This window comes from Actinomadura soli (assembly GCF_005889715.1).
In the GTDB taxonomy this organism is placed as follows: Bacteria; Actinomycetota; Actinomycetes; order Streptosporangiales; family Streptosporangiaceae; genus Spirillospora; species Spirillospora soli.
Genome location: NZ_VCKW01000011.1, coordinates 44,197 through 59,700 on the forward strand (window position 1 = coordinate 44,197; position 15,504 = coordinate 59,700).

The following is a 15,504-nucleotide window of genomic DNA, read 5'->3' on the forward strand; positions in this document are numbered from 1 at the left end:
AGTTCACCGCCCATTAGGCAACGTGAAGTGCCGTTTAGCCCGCCATAAATTCACGAAAATCACTCATCGGAGTGTCCTGAATACAGAGTGTACACAACTCGGGCCCCTTGGCGGCACATCCCCCCGCCTTGCTGGGACTTTCGCATGATCGTGAAAATCCCCCCTTTCTGACCCCATATGCGGCATCCGGTACCGATTTTCCGGGGCCGTCCGGGCCCCGCCGGGGCGTCCCGGGGCGCGCCGCCCGGCCGTCCGGAGGCCCGGCCGGGCCGGGCGCGGGCGCCTCCTGTGAGGTCCCCCACAACCGATCCCGACCGAGTGACGCTCGTCACGCCGCGTCGTTCCGCACGTCGCGGCGGCCCCGCAACTGCCATCCTCGACAACGCGCCACCCGCCAAGATCGTCCTCTTCTCCCGGAGGCACCACCGCCGCACAGCTCCCCCGCCCGCCGCCAGAGCACCCCGCGTCGACGCCGAACTCCGCCCGTCACACCACAGGGCCCCGTCACATCACCGGCGTCCGCGGGCGTGAATCATCGCTCCGCGTGAACGAAGTTGATCGTTCGGTGCGCTCGGCAATGCCGAATCGCCCGCCCCCGCATTCTTAATTGCAGTGGTCTCCCTCATTGGTTGTTGCGGGGTTGCGGTGATGGCTGATGTTGTCGTGAACCAAGCTGACGCCATTTGTGGTCATAGTGGTCATACGCGTCCGGACGGCTCCCGGCTCATACGCGTCTTAGGGCGGCGGCTATGGCGGCGGCCGCGGCGCCGGGGTCGGGGGCGCCGGTGATGGGGCGGCCGATCACCAGGAGGTCGGCGCCGGCCGCCAGGGCGTCCTCGGGGGTGGCGACGCGGGCCTGGTCCTGGTTGGCCGCGCCCGCGGGCCGGACGCCCGGCGTGATCAGCGTGATGCCGGGGCCGACCTCGGCGCGGACGGCGGCGGCCTCCTGCGGCGAGCACACGAGGGCCTGGGCGCCCGCCTCGACGGCCAGGACGGCCAGGCGGCGGACGGCGTCCGGGGCGGGGCCCGCGAGGCCGAGCGCGGTGAGATCGGCCTCGGAGAGCGACGTCAGCACCGTCACGGCGGCGATCCTGGTGGCGGGGGCGGCCTCGACGGCGGCGCGGATCATGGCGGGGCCGCCGGCGGCGTGCACGGTCAGGTAGGACGGCTTGAGGCGGGCGACGGCGCGGGCGGCGCCGCGCACGGTGGCGGGGATGTCGTGCAGCTTGAGGTCCAGGAAGACCTGGACGCGGCTGGCGCCCCGGACGCTGGCGACGACGTCCGGCCCGTACCGCAGGTAGAGCTCCAGGCCCACCTTGACGGTGGAGACGTGCGGGGTGACCAGGGTGGCCCAGCGCGCGGCCGTCTCCAGGTCGGGCGCGTCCAGCGCGACGGCGATGGGGGCGGCGGTCACAGCTTCTCCTTCTCGGGCTCCTCGGGGCGCACCTGCGGCGGGACGTACCCGGCGGGCTTGTGCGCGAGGCCGACGGCGTCGGCGAGACGGCCGACACGGCGGGCCACCAGGGCCTCTTCCAGCTCGCGCAGGATGCGCGGGGCCGCCGTGGGGTCGTGGAAGACGGCGCTGCCGACGGCGACGGCGGAGGCGCCGGCGAGGATGAACTCCAGCGCGTCCAGGCCGGTGGCGACGCCGCCGACGCCGATGATCGGCGTGCCGGGCAGCGCGGCGTGCACCTGGTAGACGCAGCGGACCGCGACGGGCCGGACGGCGGGCCCGGACAGGCCGCCCGACACGCCGGTGAGGGCGGGCCGGAGGGTGCCGGTGTCGATCGCCATGGCCTCCATGGTGTTGATCAGGGTGAGGCCGTCGGCGCCCGCGTCGACGCAGGCCAGCGCGATGGTGACGATGTCGGTCACGTCGGGGGCGAGCTTGGCGAAGACGGGCGTGCCGGGCCGGGCATGGGCCCGGACGGCGCGGACGACGGACGCCGCGGCGGACGGGTGCCAGCCGAACATGCGGCCGCGGTCCTCGACGTTCGGGCAGGCGATGTTGACCTCGATGGCGGCGACGCCCGGGACGTCGCGGAGGCGGCGCGCGAGATCGCCGTACTCGTCGACGCTGTTGCCGGCGACGGACACGATCGTGCGGACGTCCTGCTCGATGAGCCACGGAAGCTCGTGTTCCAGGAAAGTCTCCACACCGGGCCCCGGTAGGCCCATTGCGGTCAGCAAACCGGAGGGGGTTTCGGTCACGCGAGGAGTGGGGCGTCCTGCGCGCGCTTGGGGCATCACGGAGGTGGTGACGAACGCTCCCAGACGGGCGAGATCGAAGAACTGGGCGAGTTCGCGTCCCGTCCCACCGCACCCTGAGGCCGTCAGGACGGGGTTGGGCAGTTCCAGGGGCCCGAGCGTGGTCTTGACCCGGTCGCTCACTGGGAGCCCCCCTCGGAGACGCTCAGGACGCGCGGTGCGCCGAGCGCGTCGAACGGAATCGTGCCGAGGTCGCCCCAGCGGACGAGGTCGCCGCGCAGGACGGGCCCGTCCGCGCATGCGCGGACCATCCGGGTCACGCCGTCCTCGCCGTGGACGGGGAGGATGCACGTCATGCACACGCCGATGCCGCACGCGCCCGTCCGCTGGAGGAACTCCTCGACCGACACCTGGGACGGCAGCCCGAAGTCGGTGGCGACCTGCGTGACCGAGCGGAGCAGGGCGGTGGGGCCGCAGCCGTAGACGACGTCCGCGCCCGTCTCCTCGATGACGCGGGGCAGGACGTCGCGGACGGTGCCCTTCTCCCCCATCGATCCGTCGTCGGTGGCGACGGTCGCGGAGTCGCCGATGCGCTGCGCCATGCGGGAGCCGAACACCTGCTTGGCGGACGGCCCGCCCAGCACGAAGTGCACCTGGCAGCCGCGCCGCAGCAGCGTGTCGGCGAGCGCGAACACGGCCGCGCCGCCGGGACCGCCGCCGACGAGCAGGCAGCTGACGGGATCGCGGGGCAGGCGGAACGGGCGTCCGAGCGGTCCGACGAGGTCGATCTGGTCGCGGGAGCGGCGTCCGGCGAGCCAGGCGGTGCCGGGCTCGGTGTCGGCGAACACCAGCTCGACGGTGCCGCCGTAGTCGGACTTGACCTCGTGCACCCCGAAGCAGCGGCGGATCAGCCGGGACGTGTGCTCGCCGCCGACGGCGAGGGCCACGAACTGGCCGGGCCTGAACCGCTCGGCGATGGCGGGGGCCACCAGCGTCATCGCGTGGTAGTCCTGCACCTGGCGGACCGTCAGGACCGTCGCCGACGTCTGCACCGGCGTGTCGGACACCCGTCTCCCTCTCCTCGTCGCGTGCGGGGGGCGGGCGGCGGGCCCTCGTGCGCGCCCGCCGCCCCGCCCGCCCGGTTCTGTCACCCGGGTCCCGGGGCTCCGTCAGCGGCCCTGGCGCCCGTGCCCGGGACGTCGTCCGCGGCCCCCGTGCCCGTGCGCCCGTGGGCGCCGCTGAGCCGCTCGGCGTGCTCCTGGAGGGAGCGGACGCCGACCTGCCCCCCGGCGACGGCCTCGATGCCCTGCACGGCCGCGGCCAGGCCCTGGACGGTCGTCACGCACGGTACGCCCCGCAGCACGGCCGCGGTACGGATCTCGTATCCGTCGAGCCGGGGCCCGGACTGGCCGGGGCTGCCGAAGGGAGTGTTGACGATGAGGTCGACCTCGCCGTCCAGGACGCGCCGCACGATCGTGGGCTCGCCGGACGGTCCCGGACCCGCGCTGTGCTTGCGCACGATCTTGGCACGCACGCCGTTGCGGCGCAGGATCTCCGCGGTCCCTTCCGTGGCAAGAATCTCAAAGCCCAGGTCAGCGAGGCGCTTCACGGGGAAGACCATGTGCCGTTTGTCGCGGTTGGCCACGGACACGAAGACGCGCCCCTTGGTCGGCAGCGAGCCCCCGTAGGCGGCCTGCTGCGACTTGGCGAACGCGGTGCCGAACACCTCGTCGATGCCCATGACCTCGCCGGTGGAGCGCATCTCGGGGCCGAGGACGATGTCGACGCCCTGGCCGCTCTCGTTGCGGAACCGGTCGAACGGCAGGACGGCCTCCTTCACCGCGATGGGCGCGTCCAGCGGCAGGCTCCCGCCGTCGCCCGTCTCGGGCAGCATCCCCTCGGCGCGCAGTTGCGCGATGGTGGCGCCCATCATGACGCGAGCGGCGGCCTTGGCGAGCGGCACGGCCGTGGCCTTGGACACGAACGGGACGGTGCGGGACGCCCGCGGGTTGGCCTCCAGGACGTACAGGACGCCCGCGGACAGCGCGTACTGGACGTTCATCAGCCCGCGCACCCCGACGCCGCGAGCGAGCGCCTCCGTCGCCTCCCGGATGCGGCGGATGTCGTCGTGCCCCAGGGTTATGGGCGGCAGGGCGCACGCCGAGTCACCGGAGTGGATGCCGGCCTCCTCGATGTGCTCCATGACGCCTCCGAGGTACAGGTCATCGCCGTCGAACAGGGCGTCCACGTCGATCTCGATGGCCTCGTCCAGGAAGCGGTCGACGAGGACAGGATGTTCTGGGCTCGCCTCGGTGGCGCGGGCCATGTACGACTCAAGCGTGACGTCGTCGTACACGATCTCCATGCCGCGCCCGCCGAGCACGTACGAGGGGCGCACGAGAACCGGGTAACCGATCTCGGCGGCTATTTCGCGGGCGTCCTCGTAGGACATGGCGGTCCCGTGCTTGGGCGCGAGCAGCCCGGCCCGGTGCAGGACGCGTCCGAACGCGCCCCGCTCCTCTGCGAGATGGATGCTCTCCGGCGACGTGCCCACGATCGGGACACCGGCGTCTTTGAGCTTCTGCGCGAGCCCTAGGGGCGTCTGGCCGCCGAGCTGGACGATGACGCCCGCGACCTCACCGGACTGCTGTTCCGCGTGGACGACCTCTAGGACGTCCTCCAGCGTGAGGGGCTCGAAGTAGAGCCGGTCTGAGGTGTCGTAGTCCGTGGAGACCGTCTCGGGGTTGCAGTTGACCATCACGGTCTCGTAGCCCGCCTCGGCCAGCGTGAACGAGGCGTGGACGCACGAGTAGTCGAACTCGACGCCCTGGCCGATGCGGTTGGGTCCGCTGCCGAGGATGAGCACCTTGGGCTTGGTGCCCGGCGGTACTTCCGTCTCCTCGTCGTAGGCCGAGTACAGGTACGGGGTCTGCGCCTCGAATTCCGCGGCGCAGGTGTCAACGGTCAGGTAGACGGGACGGACGCCGAGCGCGCGGCGCAGTTCCCTGACGACCTCCTCCGACAGGCCGCGCAGCTCGCCGATCTGCGCGTCCGAGAAGCCGTGCCGCTTGGCGCGCAGCAGCTTCTCCTTGGTGAGCGCGTCGTCGGCGGTGCGGATCTCTTCGGCGATCTCGTTGATGGCGGCGATCTGGTCCAGGAACCAGGGATCGATGCCTGTCGCCTTGTACAGCTCCTCGATACCGGCCCCGGCCCAGAGCGCGCGCTGGACGGCCTTGAGCCGTCCGTCGTGCGGGCGCTTGGCCGCCTCTACCAGCTCGGCGGCGTCGGGCTCACCCGTCCAGCTGAACGACGAGCCCTTCTGCTCGAGCGACCGCAGGGCCTTCTGGAGCGCCTCGGTGAAGCAGCGTCCGATGGCCATGGCCTCGCCCACGGACTTCATGTGCGTGGTGAGCGTGCCGTCAGCCCCGGGGAACTTCTCGAACGCGAACCGCGGCACCTTCACCACGACGTAGTCGAGCGTGGGCTCGAACGACGCGGGCGTCTCGCGGGTGATGTCGTTCGGGATCTCGTCCAGCGTGTAGCCGATCGCCAGCTTCGCCGCGATCTTGGCGATCGGGAAGCCGGTGGCCTTGGACGCCAGCGCCGACGACCGCGACACCCGCGGGTTCATCTCGATGACGATCATCCGGCCGGTGCCGGGGTGCACGGCGAATTGGATGTTGCAGCCGCCGGTGTCGACGCCGACCTCGCGGATCACGGCGATCGCGACGTCGCGCATGTTCTGGTACTCGCGGTCGGTCAGCGTCAGCGCGGGCGCGACGGTGATCGAGTCGCCGGTGTGCACGCCCATCGGGTCAAGGTTCTCGATCGAGCACACGATCACCACGTTGTCGTGGCGGTCGCGCATGACCTCCAGCTCGTACTCCTTCCAGCCGAGGATCGACTCCTCCAGGAGCACCTCGCTGGTCGGGGACGCGTCGAGCCCGGCGCCGGCGATGCGGCGCAGGTCGTCCTCATCGTGCGCGAACCCGGAGCCGGCGCCGCCCATGGTGAACGAGGGCCGCACGACGACCGGGTAGCCGAGGCGGCGGGCGGCGCCGAGGCAGTCGTCCATCGAGTGGCAGATGACCGACCGGGCGGACTCGGCGTTCAGGCCCCGCTCGCGCGCGACCTTCGCGACGACCTCCTTGAACCTCTCCCGGTTCTCCCCGGCCTGGATCGCGTCCACGTCGGCGCCGATCAGCTCGACCCCGTACTCGGCCAGGACCCCGGTCTCGTAGAGCGCTATGGACGTGTTCAGGGCCGTCTGGCCGCCAAGGGTGGGCAGCAGGGCGTCCGGCCGCTCCTTCGCGATGATCTTCTCGACCACCTCGGGGGTGATCGGCTCGACGTAGGTGGCGTCGGCGAACTCGGGGTCGGTCATGATCGTCGCCGGGTTGCTGTTGACGAGCGTCACCCGCAGCCCCTCGGCCTTGAGCACGCGGCACGCCTGGGTGCCGGAGTAGTCGAACTCGCACGCCTGCCCGATGACGATCGGCCCCGAGCCGATGACCAGCACGGACCTCAGGTCTTCACGACGCGGCATCAGCGGTCTCCTCCCGACGGCCTCGGCCTCTCCATCAGCTCGCAGAAGCGGTCGAAGAGCCCGGACGCGTCGTGCGGGCCCGCCGCGGCCTCCGGGTGGTACTGGACGCTGAACGCGGGGCGCTCCAGGAGCCTCAGCCCCTCCACGCACCCGTCGTTCAGGTTGACGTGGCTGACCTCACCGGGACCGTAGGGCGTGTCGAACGGGCCGTCCGTGGGGGCGTCCACGGCGAAGCCGTGATTGTGGGCCGACACGTCGACCTTGCCCGTCGTCCTGTCCTGGACGGGCTGGTTGATGCCCCGGTGGCCGAACCTCAGCTTGTACGTCCCGAGGCCGAGCGCACGGCCGAATATCTGGTTGCCGAAGCAGATCCCGAAGAACGGCGTGCCCGCGTCGAGGACGCCTTTGAGCGCGTCCACGGCGTAGCCGGCCGCGGCGGGGTCGCCTGGGCCGTTGGAGAAGAACACACCGTCCGGGTTGAGGGCGAGGATGTCCTCGGTGGTGCTGGTGGCGGGCAGGACGTGCACCTCGCAGCCCCGCTCGGACATCCGGTACGGCGTCATCGACTTGATGCCGAGGTCGACGGCGGCGACGGTGTAGCGCTTCTCACCCCTCGCCTGGACGACGTACGGCTCCTTGGTCGAAACGTCGCGTGCGAGGTCGGCGCCCTCCATCGAAGGGCTCTGCCGCACACGCTCCAGCAGTGCGTTCTCGCCCGGGGCGACGGCGTCCGTCCCGCTGAAGATGGCGGCGCGCATCGCGCCCCTGTCGCGCAGGTGCCGTGTCAGCGCACGCGTGCCGTGAACGGCGATGCCCACCACTCCCTGGTCGCGCAGAGCCGAACCCAGCGAACCGGTGGCCCGCCAGTTGGACGCCACCCGCGCGGGCTCACGCACCACATACCCGGCGACCTGGATGCGGCGCGATTCCGGGTCTTCGCCGTTGACGCCGGTGTTGCCGATGTGAGGGGACGTCATGGCCACGATCTGGCGCGCGTAGGAGGGGTCGGTGAGGGTCTCCTGGTAGCCGGTCATCCCGGTGTTGAAGACCATCTCCCCGAACGTCTCCCCCTCGGCCCCGTAGGCGACCCCGTGGAAGACCCTGCCGTCTTCCAGTACGAGCAGAGCAGGGCTCACTGAAGCTTCCCTTCCAGGACGGTCGGCTTGCCGCGCAGGAACGTGGCGACGACCCGTCCGGGCAGCTCCAGCCCCGCGAACGGGGTGTTGCGGCTCTTGGACGTCAGGGCCGACGGGTCCACGGCGCGGCGCGGCGACGGGTCGTACAGCGTGATGTTGGCGGGCGAGCCCGCCTCCAGCGGACGACCCTGTCCGCTCAGGCGGCCGATGCGCGCGGGGCGGGCGGCCATGCGGTCGGCGACCCCGGCCCAGTCGAGCAGCCCGGTCTCGACCATGGCCTCCTGCACGACGGGCAGCGCCGTCTCCAGGCCGACCATGCCCATCGCGGCGACGGCCCACTCGGTCTCCTTGGCCTCGACCGGGTGCGGGGCGTGGTCGGTGGCGACGCAGTCGATCGTCCCGTCCGCGAGGGCGTCCCGCAGCGCGGCGACGTCGTCGGCGGTGCGCAGCGGCGGGTTGACCTTGAAGATCGGGTCGTAGGACCCGGCCTTGGCGTCGTTCAGCAGCAGGTGGTGCGGGGTGACCTCGGCGGTGACCGGGCAGCCCTTGCTCTTCGCCCACCGGATGATCTCCACGGACCCGGCCGTGGACACGTGGCAGACGTGCAGCCGCGACCCGACGTGCTGGGCGAGCAGCACGTCCCGGGCGATGATCGCCTCCTCGGCGACGGCGGGCCAGCCGCGCAGGCCGAGCGCGGCCGACATCTCGCCCTCGTTCATCTGCGCGCCCTCGGTGAGCCTCGGCTCCTGCGCGTGCTGGGCGACGACGCCGTCGAACGCCTTCACGTACTCCAGCGCCCGGCGCATGATGACCGCGTCGGACACGCAGTGCCCGTCGTCTGAGAAGACCCGTACCCGCGCGGCGGAATCGGCCATCGCGCCCAGCTCCGCGAGCTGTTCACCGGCGATACTGCGCGTGACCGCCCCGACGGGCTGGACGTCGCAGTATCCGGCCTCGCGCCCTAGGCGCCATACCTGTTCGACCACACCGGCGGTGTCCGCCACTGGGTCGGTGTTGGCCATCGCGTGGACGGCGGTGTATCCGCCCATGGCGGCGGCCTTCGTCCCGGACTCGACGGTCTCGGCGTCCTCACGTCCCGGCTCGCGCAGATGGGTGTGCAGGTCGACGAGACCGGGGAGCGCAATGAGGCCATCGGCGTCGATGGCCTGCGCGTCGGCGGCGTCCAGGCGGGAACCCACCGCGGCGATGGCGCCGTCGCGGATCAGGATGTCGGTGGCGTCCCCACCGAGAATCCGCACGCCCTTGATAAGGAAACTCACTGGGACACCTCCTGGCCGATGGCCGGCTCGGAGCCCCCGAGCAGCAGGTACAGGACGGCCATGCGGGCGCTGACGCCGTTGGCGACCTGTTCGACGATGGTGGAGCGGACCGAGTCGGCGACCTCGGCGGCGATCTCGACGCCGCGGTTCATCGGGCCCGGATGCATGACGATGGCGTGGTCGGGCAGGGCCGCCATGCGCTCGGCGTCCAGCCCGTAGCGGCGGCTGTACTCGCGGACGGTCGGGAAGTAGGCGGCGTTCATCCGCTCCTGCTGGACGCGCAGCATCATGATGACGTCGCTCTTGGGCAGCACGCCGTCCAGGTCGTAGGACACCGAGCACGGCCACGTGCCGATGGCGACCGGCAGCAGCGTCGGCGGCGCGACCACGGTCACGTCCGCGCCGAGCGTGTTGAGCAGCAGGACGTTGGATCGTGCCACCCGGCTGTGCAGGACGTCGCCGACGATCGTCACCCTGCGGCCGTCCAGGTCACCGAGCCGCTTACGCATGGTGAACGCGTCCAGGAGGGCCTGGGTGGGGTGCTCGTGGGTGCCGTCACCGGCGTTGACGACGCTGCCCTGCACCCAGCCGGCCAGCCGGTGCGGTGCGCCCGACGCGCCGTGCCGGATGACGACACCGTCCGCGCCCATCGCCTCCAGCGTGAGGGCCGTGTCCTTCAGGCTCTCGCCCTTCGACACGCTCGACCCCTTGGCGGAGAAGTTGATGACGTCGGCCGACAGCCGCTTGGCCGCGGCCTCGAACGAGATGCGGGTGCGGGTGGAGTCCTCGAAGAAGAGGTTGACGACCGTCCGGCCGCGCAGCGTCGGCAGCTTCTTGATGGACCGGCCCGCGATGTGCGCGAGCTCCTCGGCCGTGTCGAGGACGAGCAGCGCGTCGTCGCGGCTCAGGTCGGCGGCGGAGATCAGATGGCGGTTCATTCGGCACCCCCCGTCGGGGTCGGCAGGGTCGGGCCGAGCAGCACGGCGTCGCGCCCGTCGTTCTCGTCCAGCAGGACCTTCACGGTCTCGCGCATCGAGGTGGGCAGGTTCTTGCCCACGTAGTCCGGGCGGATCGGCAGCTGCCGGTGCCCGCGGTCGACCAGCACGGCGAGCTGGACGGCGCGCGGCCGCCCGAGGTCGTTGAGCGCGTCGAGCGCGGCGCGCACCGTCCGGCCGGAGAACAGCACGTCGTCGACCAGGACGACGACCCGGTCGTCGATGCCCTCCGGGGGCAGCTCGGTGCGGCCGAGGGCGCGGGCGGGCCGCAGCCGCAGGTCGTCCCGGTACATGGTCACGTCGAGCGAGCCCCAGGGCACCGGGCGGCCCTCGACCTCGCGCAGCGCCCCGGCGAGCCGCTCGGCCAGGGTGACGCCGCGGGTCTGGATGCCGAGCAGGAGGACGTCATGGCCGCCCTTGGTCCGCTCGAGGATCTCGTGTGCGATCCGGGTCAGCGCGCGCCTGATGTCGGGACCCTCGAGAACGGCCTTGGGCCGGGGATCACCGTCCGCCACGCGCCCCTCCACGGGCCGTTCCGGCCTGGAGGCAGCATTCATCACGGAAACTCCTTTCCCGCCTCACGGGACGGGCCTTAAAGGACGTCTTGCGTCCCCCACGGTAGCAGCCGCGCCGCGCCGCACCGCTCCCGGACCGGTGCACATATTCGCAGGTGAGAGGCGTCACATTCGACGCGCCGCCGACGCGCGGAACGAGCCCGCCGAGGGCCCGCCGCGCCGTGCCCGCAGGGCTTGCGGACGATCCGGGCCGCCCACATCGAGTCCTGCGGATTCGACCGCTTTTTTCCAATCAGCTTGACCTAGGGGCTTCTCCGTTTTACCGTCACTGTCCGTAACCATCCCCGGGGGCGGACTCCTGAGGCCCAATGGCTTCGCGAATCGGTCCCCCTCCGGCGAGAGCCGGAGTCCGACGACGATGAAAGTGAGCCTGGGGGGCCAGAATGCCGTCTGAATACGCAAAGGCTCTCGGCGCGCGCCTGCGCGCCATCCGCACCCAGCAGGGCCTGTCCCTGCACGGCGTGGAGGAGAAGTCCCGTGGCCGCTGGAAGGCCGTCGTCGTGGGTTCGTACGAGCGGGGCGACCGCGCCGTCACCGTTCAGAAGCTGGCCGAGCTCGCCGATTTCTACGGCGTGCCGGTTTCCGAGTTGCTGCCCGGCGGAGCCGCGCCGAGCCCGCTCGGGCCTACACCCAAGCTCGTGATCGATCTAGAGCGGTTGCAGCAGCTTCCGAAAGACAAGGCCGGTCCACTCGCCCGCTACGCCGCGACGATTCAAAGCCAGCGTGGCGACTACAACGGAAAGGTCCTGTCCATCCGCCAAGAAGACCTGCGTTCACTCGCGGTCATCTATGACAAGTCCCCGACCGAGCTCACCGAAGAGCTCATCGGCTGGGGCGTCCTCGACCCGGAGGCGCGCCGCGCCGTCGAGTCGTTCTGACGCATCCGCACCACCGTGACGGGGCCCGGCGCTGCGCCGGGCCCCGTCACGTGTGTTCTTCGTCACACGCCCCGATCAGCCGCCGACCAGCCGTCGAGCGCGCAGTTCCCCGATCCGTTCCGGCGGCAGGGACAGGACGTCCCGGAGAACCTCCTCCGTGTCCCCGCCCAAGGCCGGGGCCGGGCTGGGCGGCAGGGACGCCTCACCGAGCCGTAGCGGAGAGCCCGGGGCCAGATGTGGTCCTATGCCCGGCTGGTCGAGAAGCGCCATGAGCGGCTCGGTGTGCAGGTCCCGGGTGAGCTCCGCGAAGCCGCGGTAGCGGGACCACAGGACCGACGTTCCCTTCAACCCGTCCTCGACCTGCTCGCACGTGCGGGACGCGAACCAGGGCGCGAGGACGCCGCCGAGCGCGTCCCGGTAGGCGTAGCGGTCTCCGGCGCGGCGGAAGTCTGCGTCCAGAGCGCGCTCCAACGCGGCGGTCACCTCGCCTAGGCCGGTCGCCCCCACCAGGTCGCGCCAATGACGGGGCGTGAGGGTGACGACCATGACGCGTCCGTCGGCGGTGGCGAAGTCACGTCCGAAGTCCCCGAAGACGCTGTTGCCCAGGCGTGGACGTGCCTTGCCCAGCTGCGCCTCAGCGAGATAGCCGAGGTTCCCGGCCGTGGCCAAGGCGACGTCTTGCAGCGCGATGCGGATCCTCTGGCCCTCGCCCGTGCGCAGACGGTGCCGTTCGGCGGCCAGCAGGCCGATGGCCAGGTAGAGGCCGCATGCGATGTCCCAGGCGGGAAGCGCGTGGTTCACCGGCGCCGCCTGGTCGGACGGGCCCGTGATGGACGGGAACCCCACGGCGGCGTTCACCGTGTAGTCGACCGCATTGCCCCCGTCCCGGCGGCCCTGTAGCTGGACGTGGATCAGGTCTGGACGCGCCTGCCGCAGGCTCTCGTACGCAAGCCCTTCGCGTGGCGGCGCGTTGGTCAGGACCACGCCGCTCTCCCTGACGAGACCGGCGACCAGTTCCCGTCCCTCCGACGAGCGGAGGTCGACCGTGACCGATCTCTTGCCCTTGTTCAGCCCCGCCCAGTACAGGCTGTGGCCGGACGGGGCGAGCGGCCAGCGGTCGATGTCGGGGCCGCCGCCCACCGGGTCGACGCGGATCACGTCCGCGCCGAGCTGGGCGAGCGTCATCCCGCCCAGCGGCGCGGCGACGAAGCTGGACAGCTCGACCACGCGCAGACCGTCGAGCGGCCCTCCGGTCAGCGGCTCTTCAGCCGGTGGCTCTCCGGTCGGTGGCCGTTCGGTCACGGGGCGATCTCGATGAGGGAGCGCACGCCCTGCCCGGCCCGCATCCGGTCGAACGCGGCGGCGACGCCGTCCAGGCCGATGCGGTGGGTGACCAGCGTCGACAGGTCGAGCCGCCCCGCCTCGATCTCCGCGGCGAGCGGCGGGACGTCCCGGTCGGGGTCGGACGACCCGTACACCGAGCTGGTCAGCCGCCGGTTGAAGTGGAACAGCTCCAGCGCGTTGAACGTGACGGCGTCGTCGCGGGCCCCCACGCCGACGACCGTGCACTGCCCGCCGCGGCGCACCGACTGCCAGGCCGTCCGGATCAGGTCCGCCTTGCCGACGCACTCGAAGGCGTGGTCGGCGCCGCGTCCGCCCGTCAGGGCGCGGACCTGCTTGGCCAGCTTGGGGTCGCCTTCCAGGTAGTGCGTCGCACCCGCCGCCCTGGCGAGCGCCTCCTTCTCCGTGCCCCGGTCGACGGCGATGACGTTTCCGGCTCCGGCGAGGCGGGCGCCCATGACGGCCGACAGCCCGATGCCGCCGAGGCCGATGACCAGCACCGACTGCCCCTCACGGACCCGCGCGGTGTTACGGACGGCGCCGATGCCCGTCAGCACGGCGCACCCCAGCAGCGCCCCGAGGTCGAGTGGAGCGGACGCGGGCAACGGCACCACGGCACGTTCCGGCATCACCAGTTCTTCCGCGAAACCACCGACGCCCATGCACGCGTACAGTTCCTCGCCGTCCAGCGTCGCACCGGACGGAGGGCTCACGGCCCCTTCCACGGCGCTGCAGAGCCACGGCTCGTCCTGACCGCAGAACCAGCACTCGCCGCACGCGGCGGCCCAGTTCAGCACGACCCGGTCACCGGGCCGCACCTTCGTCACGTCCTCGCCCACCTCCGCGACCGTGCCCGCGGCCTCGTGGCCGAGGACGAGCGGGAACCTCGGCGCGAGCGTGCCGTTGATCATCGACAGGTCGGAGTGGCAGACCCCGGCCGCCGCCACCCGGACGCGCACATCCCCCGGGCCGACCGGCGGCGGTTCGATCTCGCAGACCCGCGGCGGAGCGCCCGGCTCCGCGGCGACGACGGCCTTGACCATGGGGCGGTTCTCCTCGGCTGAAGGTTCAGAGCTGGATGGACTTGGTCTCAAGGAACTCGTCGAGGCCGAACCGTCCCATCTCGCGGCCGAGCCCGGACTGCTTGTACCCGCCGAACGGCGCCATCGGGTTGTACGCGCCGCCGTTGACGTCGATGGACCCCGTCTTGACCTGGCGGGCGAACGCCAGCGCCCGGTCCTTCTCCGCCGCCCACACACCCCCCGCGAGGCCGTACCGGGAGTTGTTCGCGATCTGGAGCGCCTCGTCCTCGTCCCGGAACGGGATGACCGACAGCACGGGACCGAAGATCTCCTCCTGCGCGACGGTCGCGTCCTGGTCGACATCGGCCAGGACGGTGGCCGCGACGTAGTGCCCGCGGTCGAACCCGTCCGGCGGGCCGCTCCCGCCCGTGACGACGCGCGCGCCTTCCGAGACACCGGTGTCGATGAAGCCCCGCACCCGCTCCAACTGCGCGCGGGACACCATCGGCCCCAGCCTCGTGGACGGGTCGAGCGGATCACCCGGCGCGAACCCCTCGGCGAACCCCTTGGCCAGTTCGAGGGCCTGCTCGTAAAGGTCCTGGTGGACGAGCATGCGCGTCCAGGCCGTGCACGTCTGCCCGCCGTTGAGGAACGCGTTCGCGACTCCGACCTTCACGGCGGTCTTCACGTCGGCGTCGTCCAGGATGACGTTGGCGGACTTGCCGCCCAGCTCCAGCGCGACCTTCTTGATCGTCCCGGCGGCCAGCTCCGCGACCCGCGACCCGGCCCGCACCGACCCCGTGAACGACACCATGTCGACCTCGGGATGGACGGCGAGCGCCTCCCCTGCGACCGGCCCGTACCCGGGCACCAGGTTGACGACGCCCGCGGGCAGCCCGGCCTCGTGGACGGCGTCCATCAGCACATGGGCGACCAGCGGCGCGACCTCGCTCGGCTTGATCACGATCGTGCAGCCGGCGGCGAGCGCGGGCGCGAGCTTGCAGGTGATCTGGTGCAGCGGATAGTTCCACGGCGTGATCGCGCCGACGACGCCCGCGGGCTCGCGCACCACCAGCGAGTTCCCGACGCGCTCCTCCGGCACGCCCCCGGCGATCAGCTCGGCGTATCCGGCGACCACCGTCCGCGGCAGCCTCGCCTGGATGCGGGTCGCGATCCGCATCGGCGTGCCGACCTCGCTCGCGATCGTCCGCGCGATCTCGTCCTCGCGGCTCGCGAGCGCGTCGTGCAGCCGTCCGAGGTACTCCGAACGCTCCGTGCAGGACGTCGCCGACCACGCCGGCAACGCGGCCCGCGCGGCCCTGACGGCCCGGTCGACGTCGTCCGCCGTCCCCTCCGGCACGGTGCCGAGCGTCTCCTCGGTCGCGGGGTTCTCGACGGCGATGACCCCGCGGCCGCTCGGGCTCGTCCACTCTCCGTCGATGTAGAGGGCATCTCGGTCGTGCACGGCGACTCCTCACATGTCGGCAGGTTCTATGAATCTGTCTCTTATACACACCTGACGC

Annotated in this window: 12 protein-coding genes; 1 reads left to right on the forward strand and 11 read right to left on the reverse strand. The window is 71.7% G+C overall.

Going from position 1 to position 15,504, the window contains the following annotated elements:
- Positions 1 to 724 precede the first annotated feature (724 nt).
- The 8 genes from pyrF to pyrR form a co-directional block, all read right to left on the reverse strand.
- Positions 725 to 1,414: an orotidine-5'-phosphate decarboxylase gene (gene pyrF / locus ETD83_RS03735; RefSeq protein WP_138643618.1), complete on the reverse strand. Its 690-nt coding sequence runs from the start codon at positions 1,412 to 1,414 to the stop codon at positions 725 to 727.
- A complete protein-coding gene (locus tag ETD83_RS03740; protein ID WP_138643619.1) occupies positions 1,411 to 2,391 on the reverse strand; it encodes a dihydroorotate dehydrogenase in 981 nt (326 codons plus the stop codon). Before ETD83_RS03740 ends, pyrF begins: the two co-directional genes overlap by 4 nt.
- Positions 2,388 to 3,275 (reverse strand): iron-sulfur cluster-binding protein, encoded by an 888-nt coding sequence (locus tag ETD83_RS03745; protein WP_138643620.1) that lies wholly within the window; start codon positions 3,273 to 3,275, stop codon positions 2,388 to 2,390. Before ETD83_RS03745 ends, ETD83_RS03740 begins: the two co-directional genes overlap by 4 nt.
- Before the next feature lie 80 nt (positions 3,276 to 3,355).
- Positions 3,356 to 6,754, reverse strand: coding sequence for a carbamoyl-phosphate synthase large subunit (carB, locus tag ETD83_RS03750; protein ID WP_230420653.1), 3,399 nt, complete (start codon positions 6,752 to 6,754; stop codon positions 3,356 to 3,358).
- Positions 6,754 to 7,890, reverse strand: a complete 1,137-nt coding sequence (gene carA, locus ETD83_RS03755) for a glutamine-hydrolyzing carbamoyl-phosphate synthase small subunit (protein WP_138643621.1) — start codon at positions 7,888 to 7,890, stop codon at positions 6,754 to 6,756. Before carA ends, carB begins: the two co-directional genes overlap by 1 nt.
- On the reverse strand, positions 7,887 to 9,170 hold the full coding sequence (locus ETD83_RS03760) for a dihydroorotase (RefSeq protein ID WP_138643622.1): 1,284 nt from the start codon (positions 9,168 to 9,170) through the stop codon (positions 7,887 to 7,889). The genes carA and ETD83_RS03760 overlap by 4 nt, the downstream gene beginning before the upstream one ends.
- Positions 9,167 to 10,108, reverse strand: coding sequence for an aspartate carbamoyltransferase catalytic subunit (locus tag ETD83_RS03765; RefSeq protein WP_138643623.1), 942 nt, complete (start codon positions 10,106 to 10,108; stop codon positions 9,167 to 9,169). The genes ETD83_RS03760 and ETD83_RS03765 overlap by 4 nt, the downstream gene beginning before the upstream one ends.
- On the reverse strand, positions 10,105 to 10,722 hold the full coding sequence (gene pyrR / locus ETD83_RS03770) for a bifunctional pyr operon transcriptional regulator/uracil phosphoribosyltransferase PyrR (protein ID WP_138643624.1): 618 nt from the start codon (positions 10,720 to 10,722) through the stop codon (positions 10,105 to 10,107). Before pyrR ends, ETD83_RS03765 begins: the two co-directional genes overlap by 4 nt.
- Before the next feature lie 401 nt (positions 10,723 to 11,123).
- On the opposite strand from pyrR, the gene bldD reads away from it, so the two are divergent.
- A complete protein-coding gene (gene bldD, locus ETD83_RS03775; RefSeq protein WP_021597992.1) occupies positions 11,124 to 11,618 on the forward strand; it encodes a transcriptional regulator BldD in 495 nt (164 codons plus the stop codon).
- Between the two features lie 75 nt (positions 11,619 to 11,693).
- Here the strand turns inward: bldD and ETD83_RS03780 are convergent, their stop codons facing one another.
- Genes ETD83_RS03780 through ETD83_RS03790 form a run of 3 tightly spaced genes read right to left on the reverse strand, consistent with a single transcriptional unit; the run spans position 11,694 to position 15,446 of the window.
- Positions 11,694 to 12,920: a CoA transferase gene (locus ETD83_RS03780; protein WP_230420654.1), complete on the reverse strand. Its 1,227-nt coding sequence runs from the start codon at positions 12,918 to 12,920 to the stop codon at positions 11,694 to 11,696.
- Entirely contained in the window at positions 12,917 to 14,002 is a 1,086-nt protein-coding gene (locus ETD83_RS03785) for a Zn-dependent alcohol dehydrogenase (protein ID WP_138643625.1), read from the reverse strand. The genes ETD83_RS03780 and ETD83_RS03785 overlap by 4 nt, the downstream gene beginning before the upstream one ends.
- Positions 14,003 to 14,027: 25 nt before the next feature.
- Entirely contained in the window at positions 14,028 to 15,446 is a 1,419-nt protein-coding gene (locus ETD83_RS03790) for an aldehyde dehydrogenase family protein (protein ID WP_138643626.1), read from the reverse strand.
- Positions 15,447 to 15,504 lie beyond the last annotated feature (58 nt).

Coding starts and splice junctions, on each gene's coding strand:
- carB (WP_230420653.1), bottom strand. CDS start 6,754: ATGCCGCGTCGTGAAGACCTGAGGTCCGTGCTGGTCATCGGCTCGGGG.
- ETD83_RS03765 (WP_138643623.1), bottom strand. CDS start 10,108: ATGAACCGCCATCTGATCTCCGCCGCCGACCTGAGCCGCGACGACGCG.
- pyrR (WP_138643624.1), bottom strand. CDS start 10,722: ATGAATGCTGCCTCCAGGCCGGAACGGCCCGTGGAGGGGCGCGTGGCG.
- bldD (WP_021597992.1), top strand. CDS start 11,124: ATGCCGTCTGAATACGCAAAGGCTCTCGGCGCGCGCCTGCGCGCCATC.
- ETD83_RS03785 (WP_138643625.1), bottom strand. CDS start 14,002: ATGGTCAAGGCCGTCGTCGCCGCGGAGCCGGGCGCTCCGCCGCGGGTC.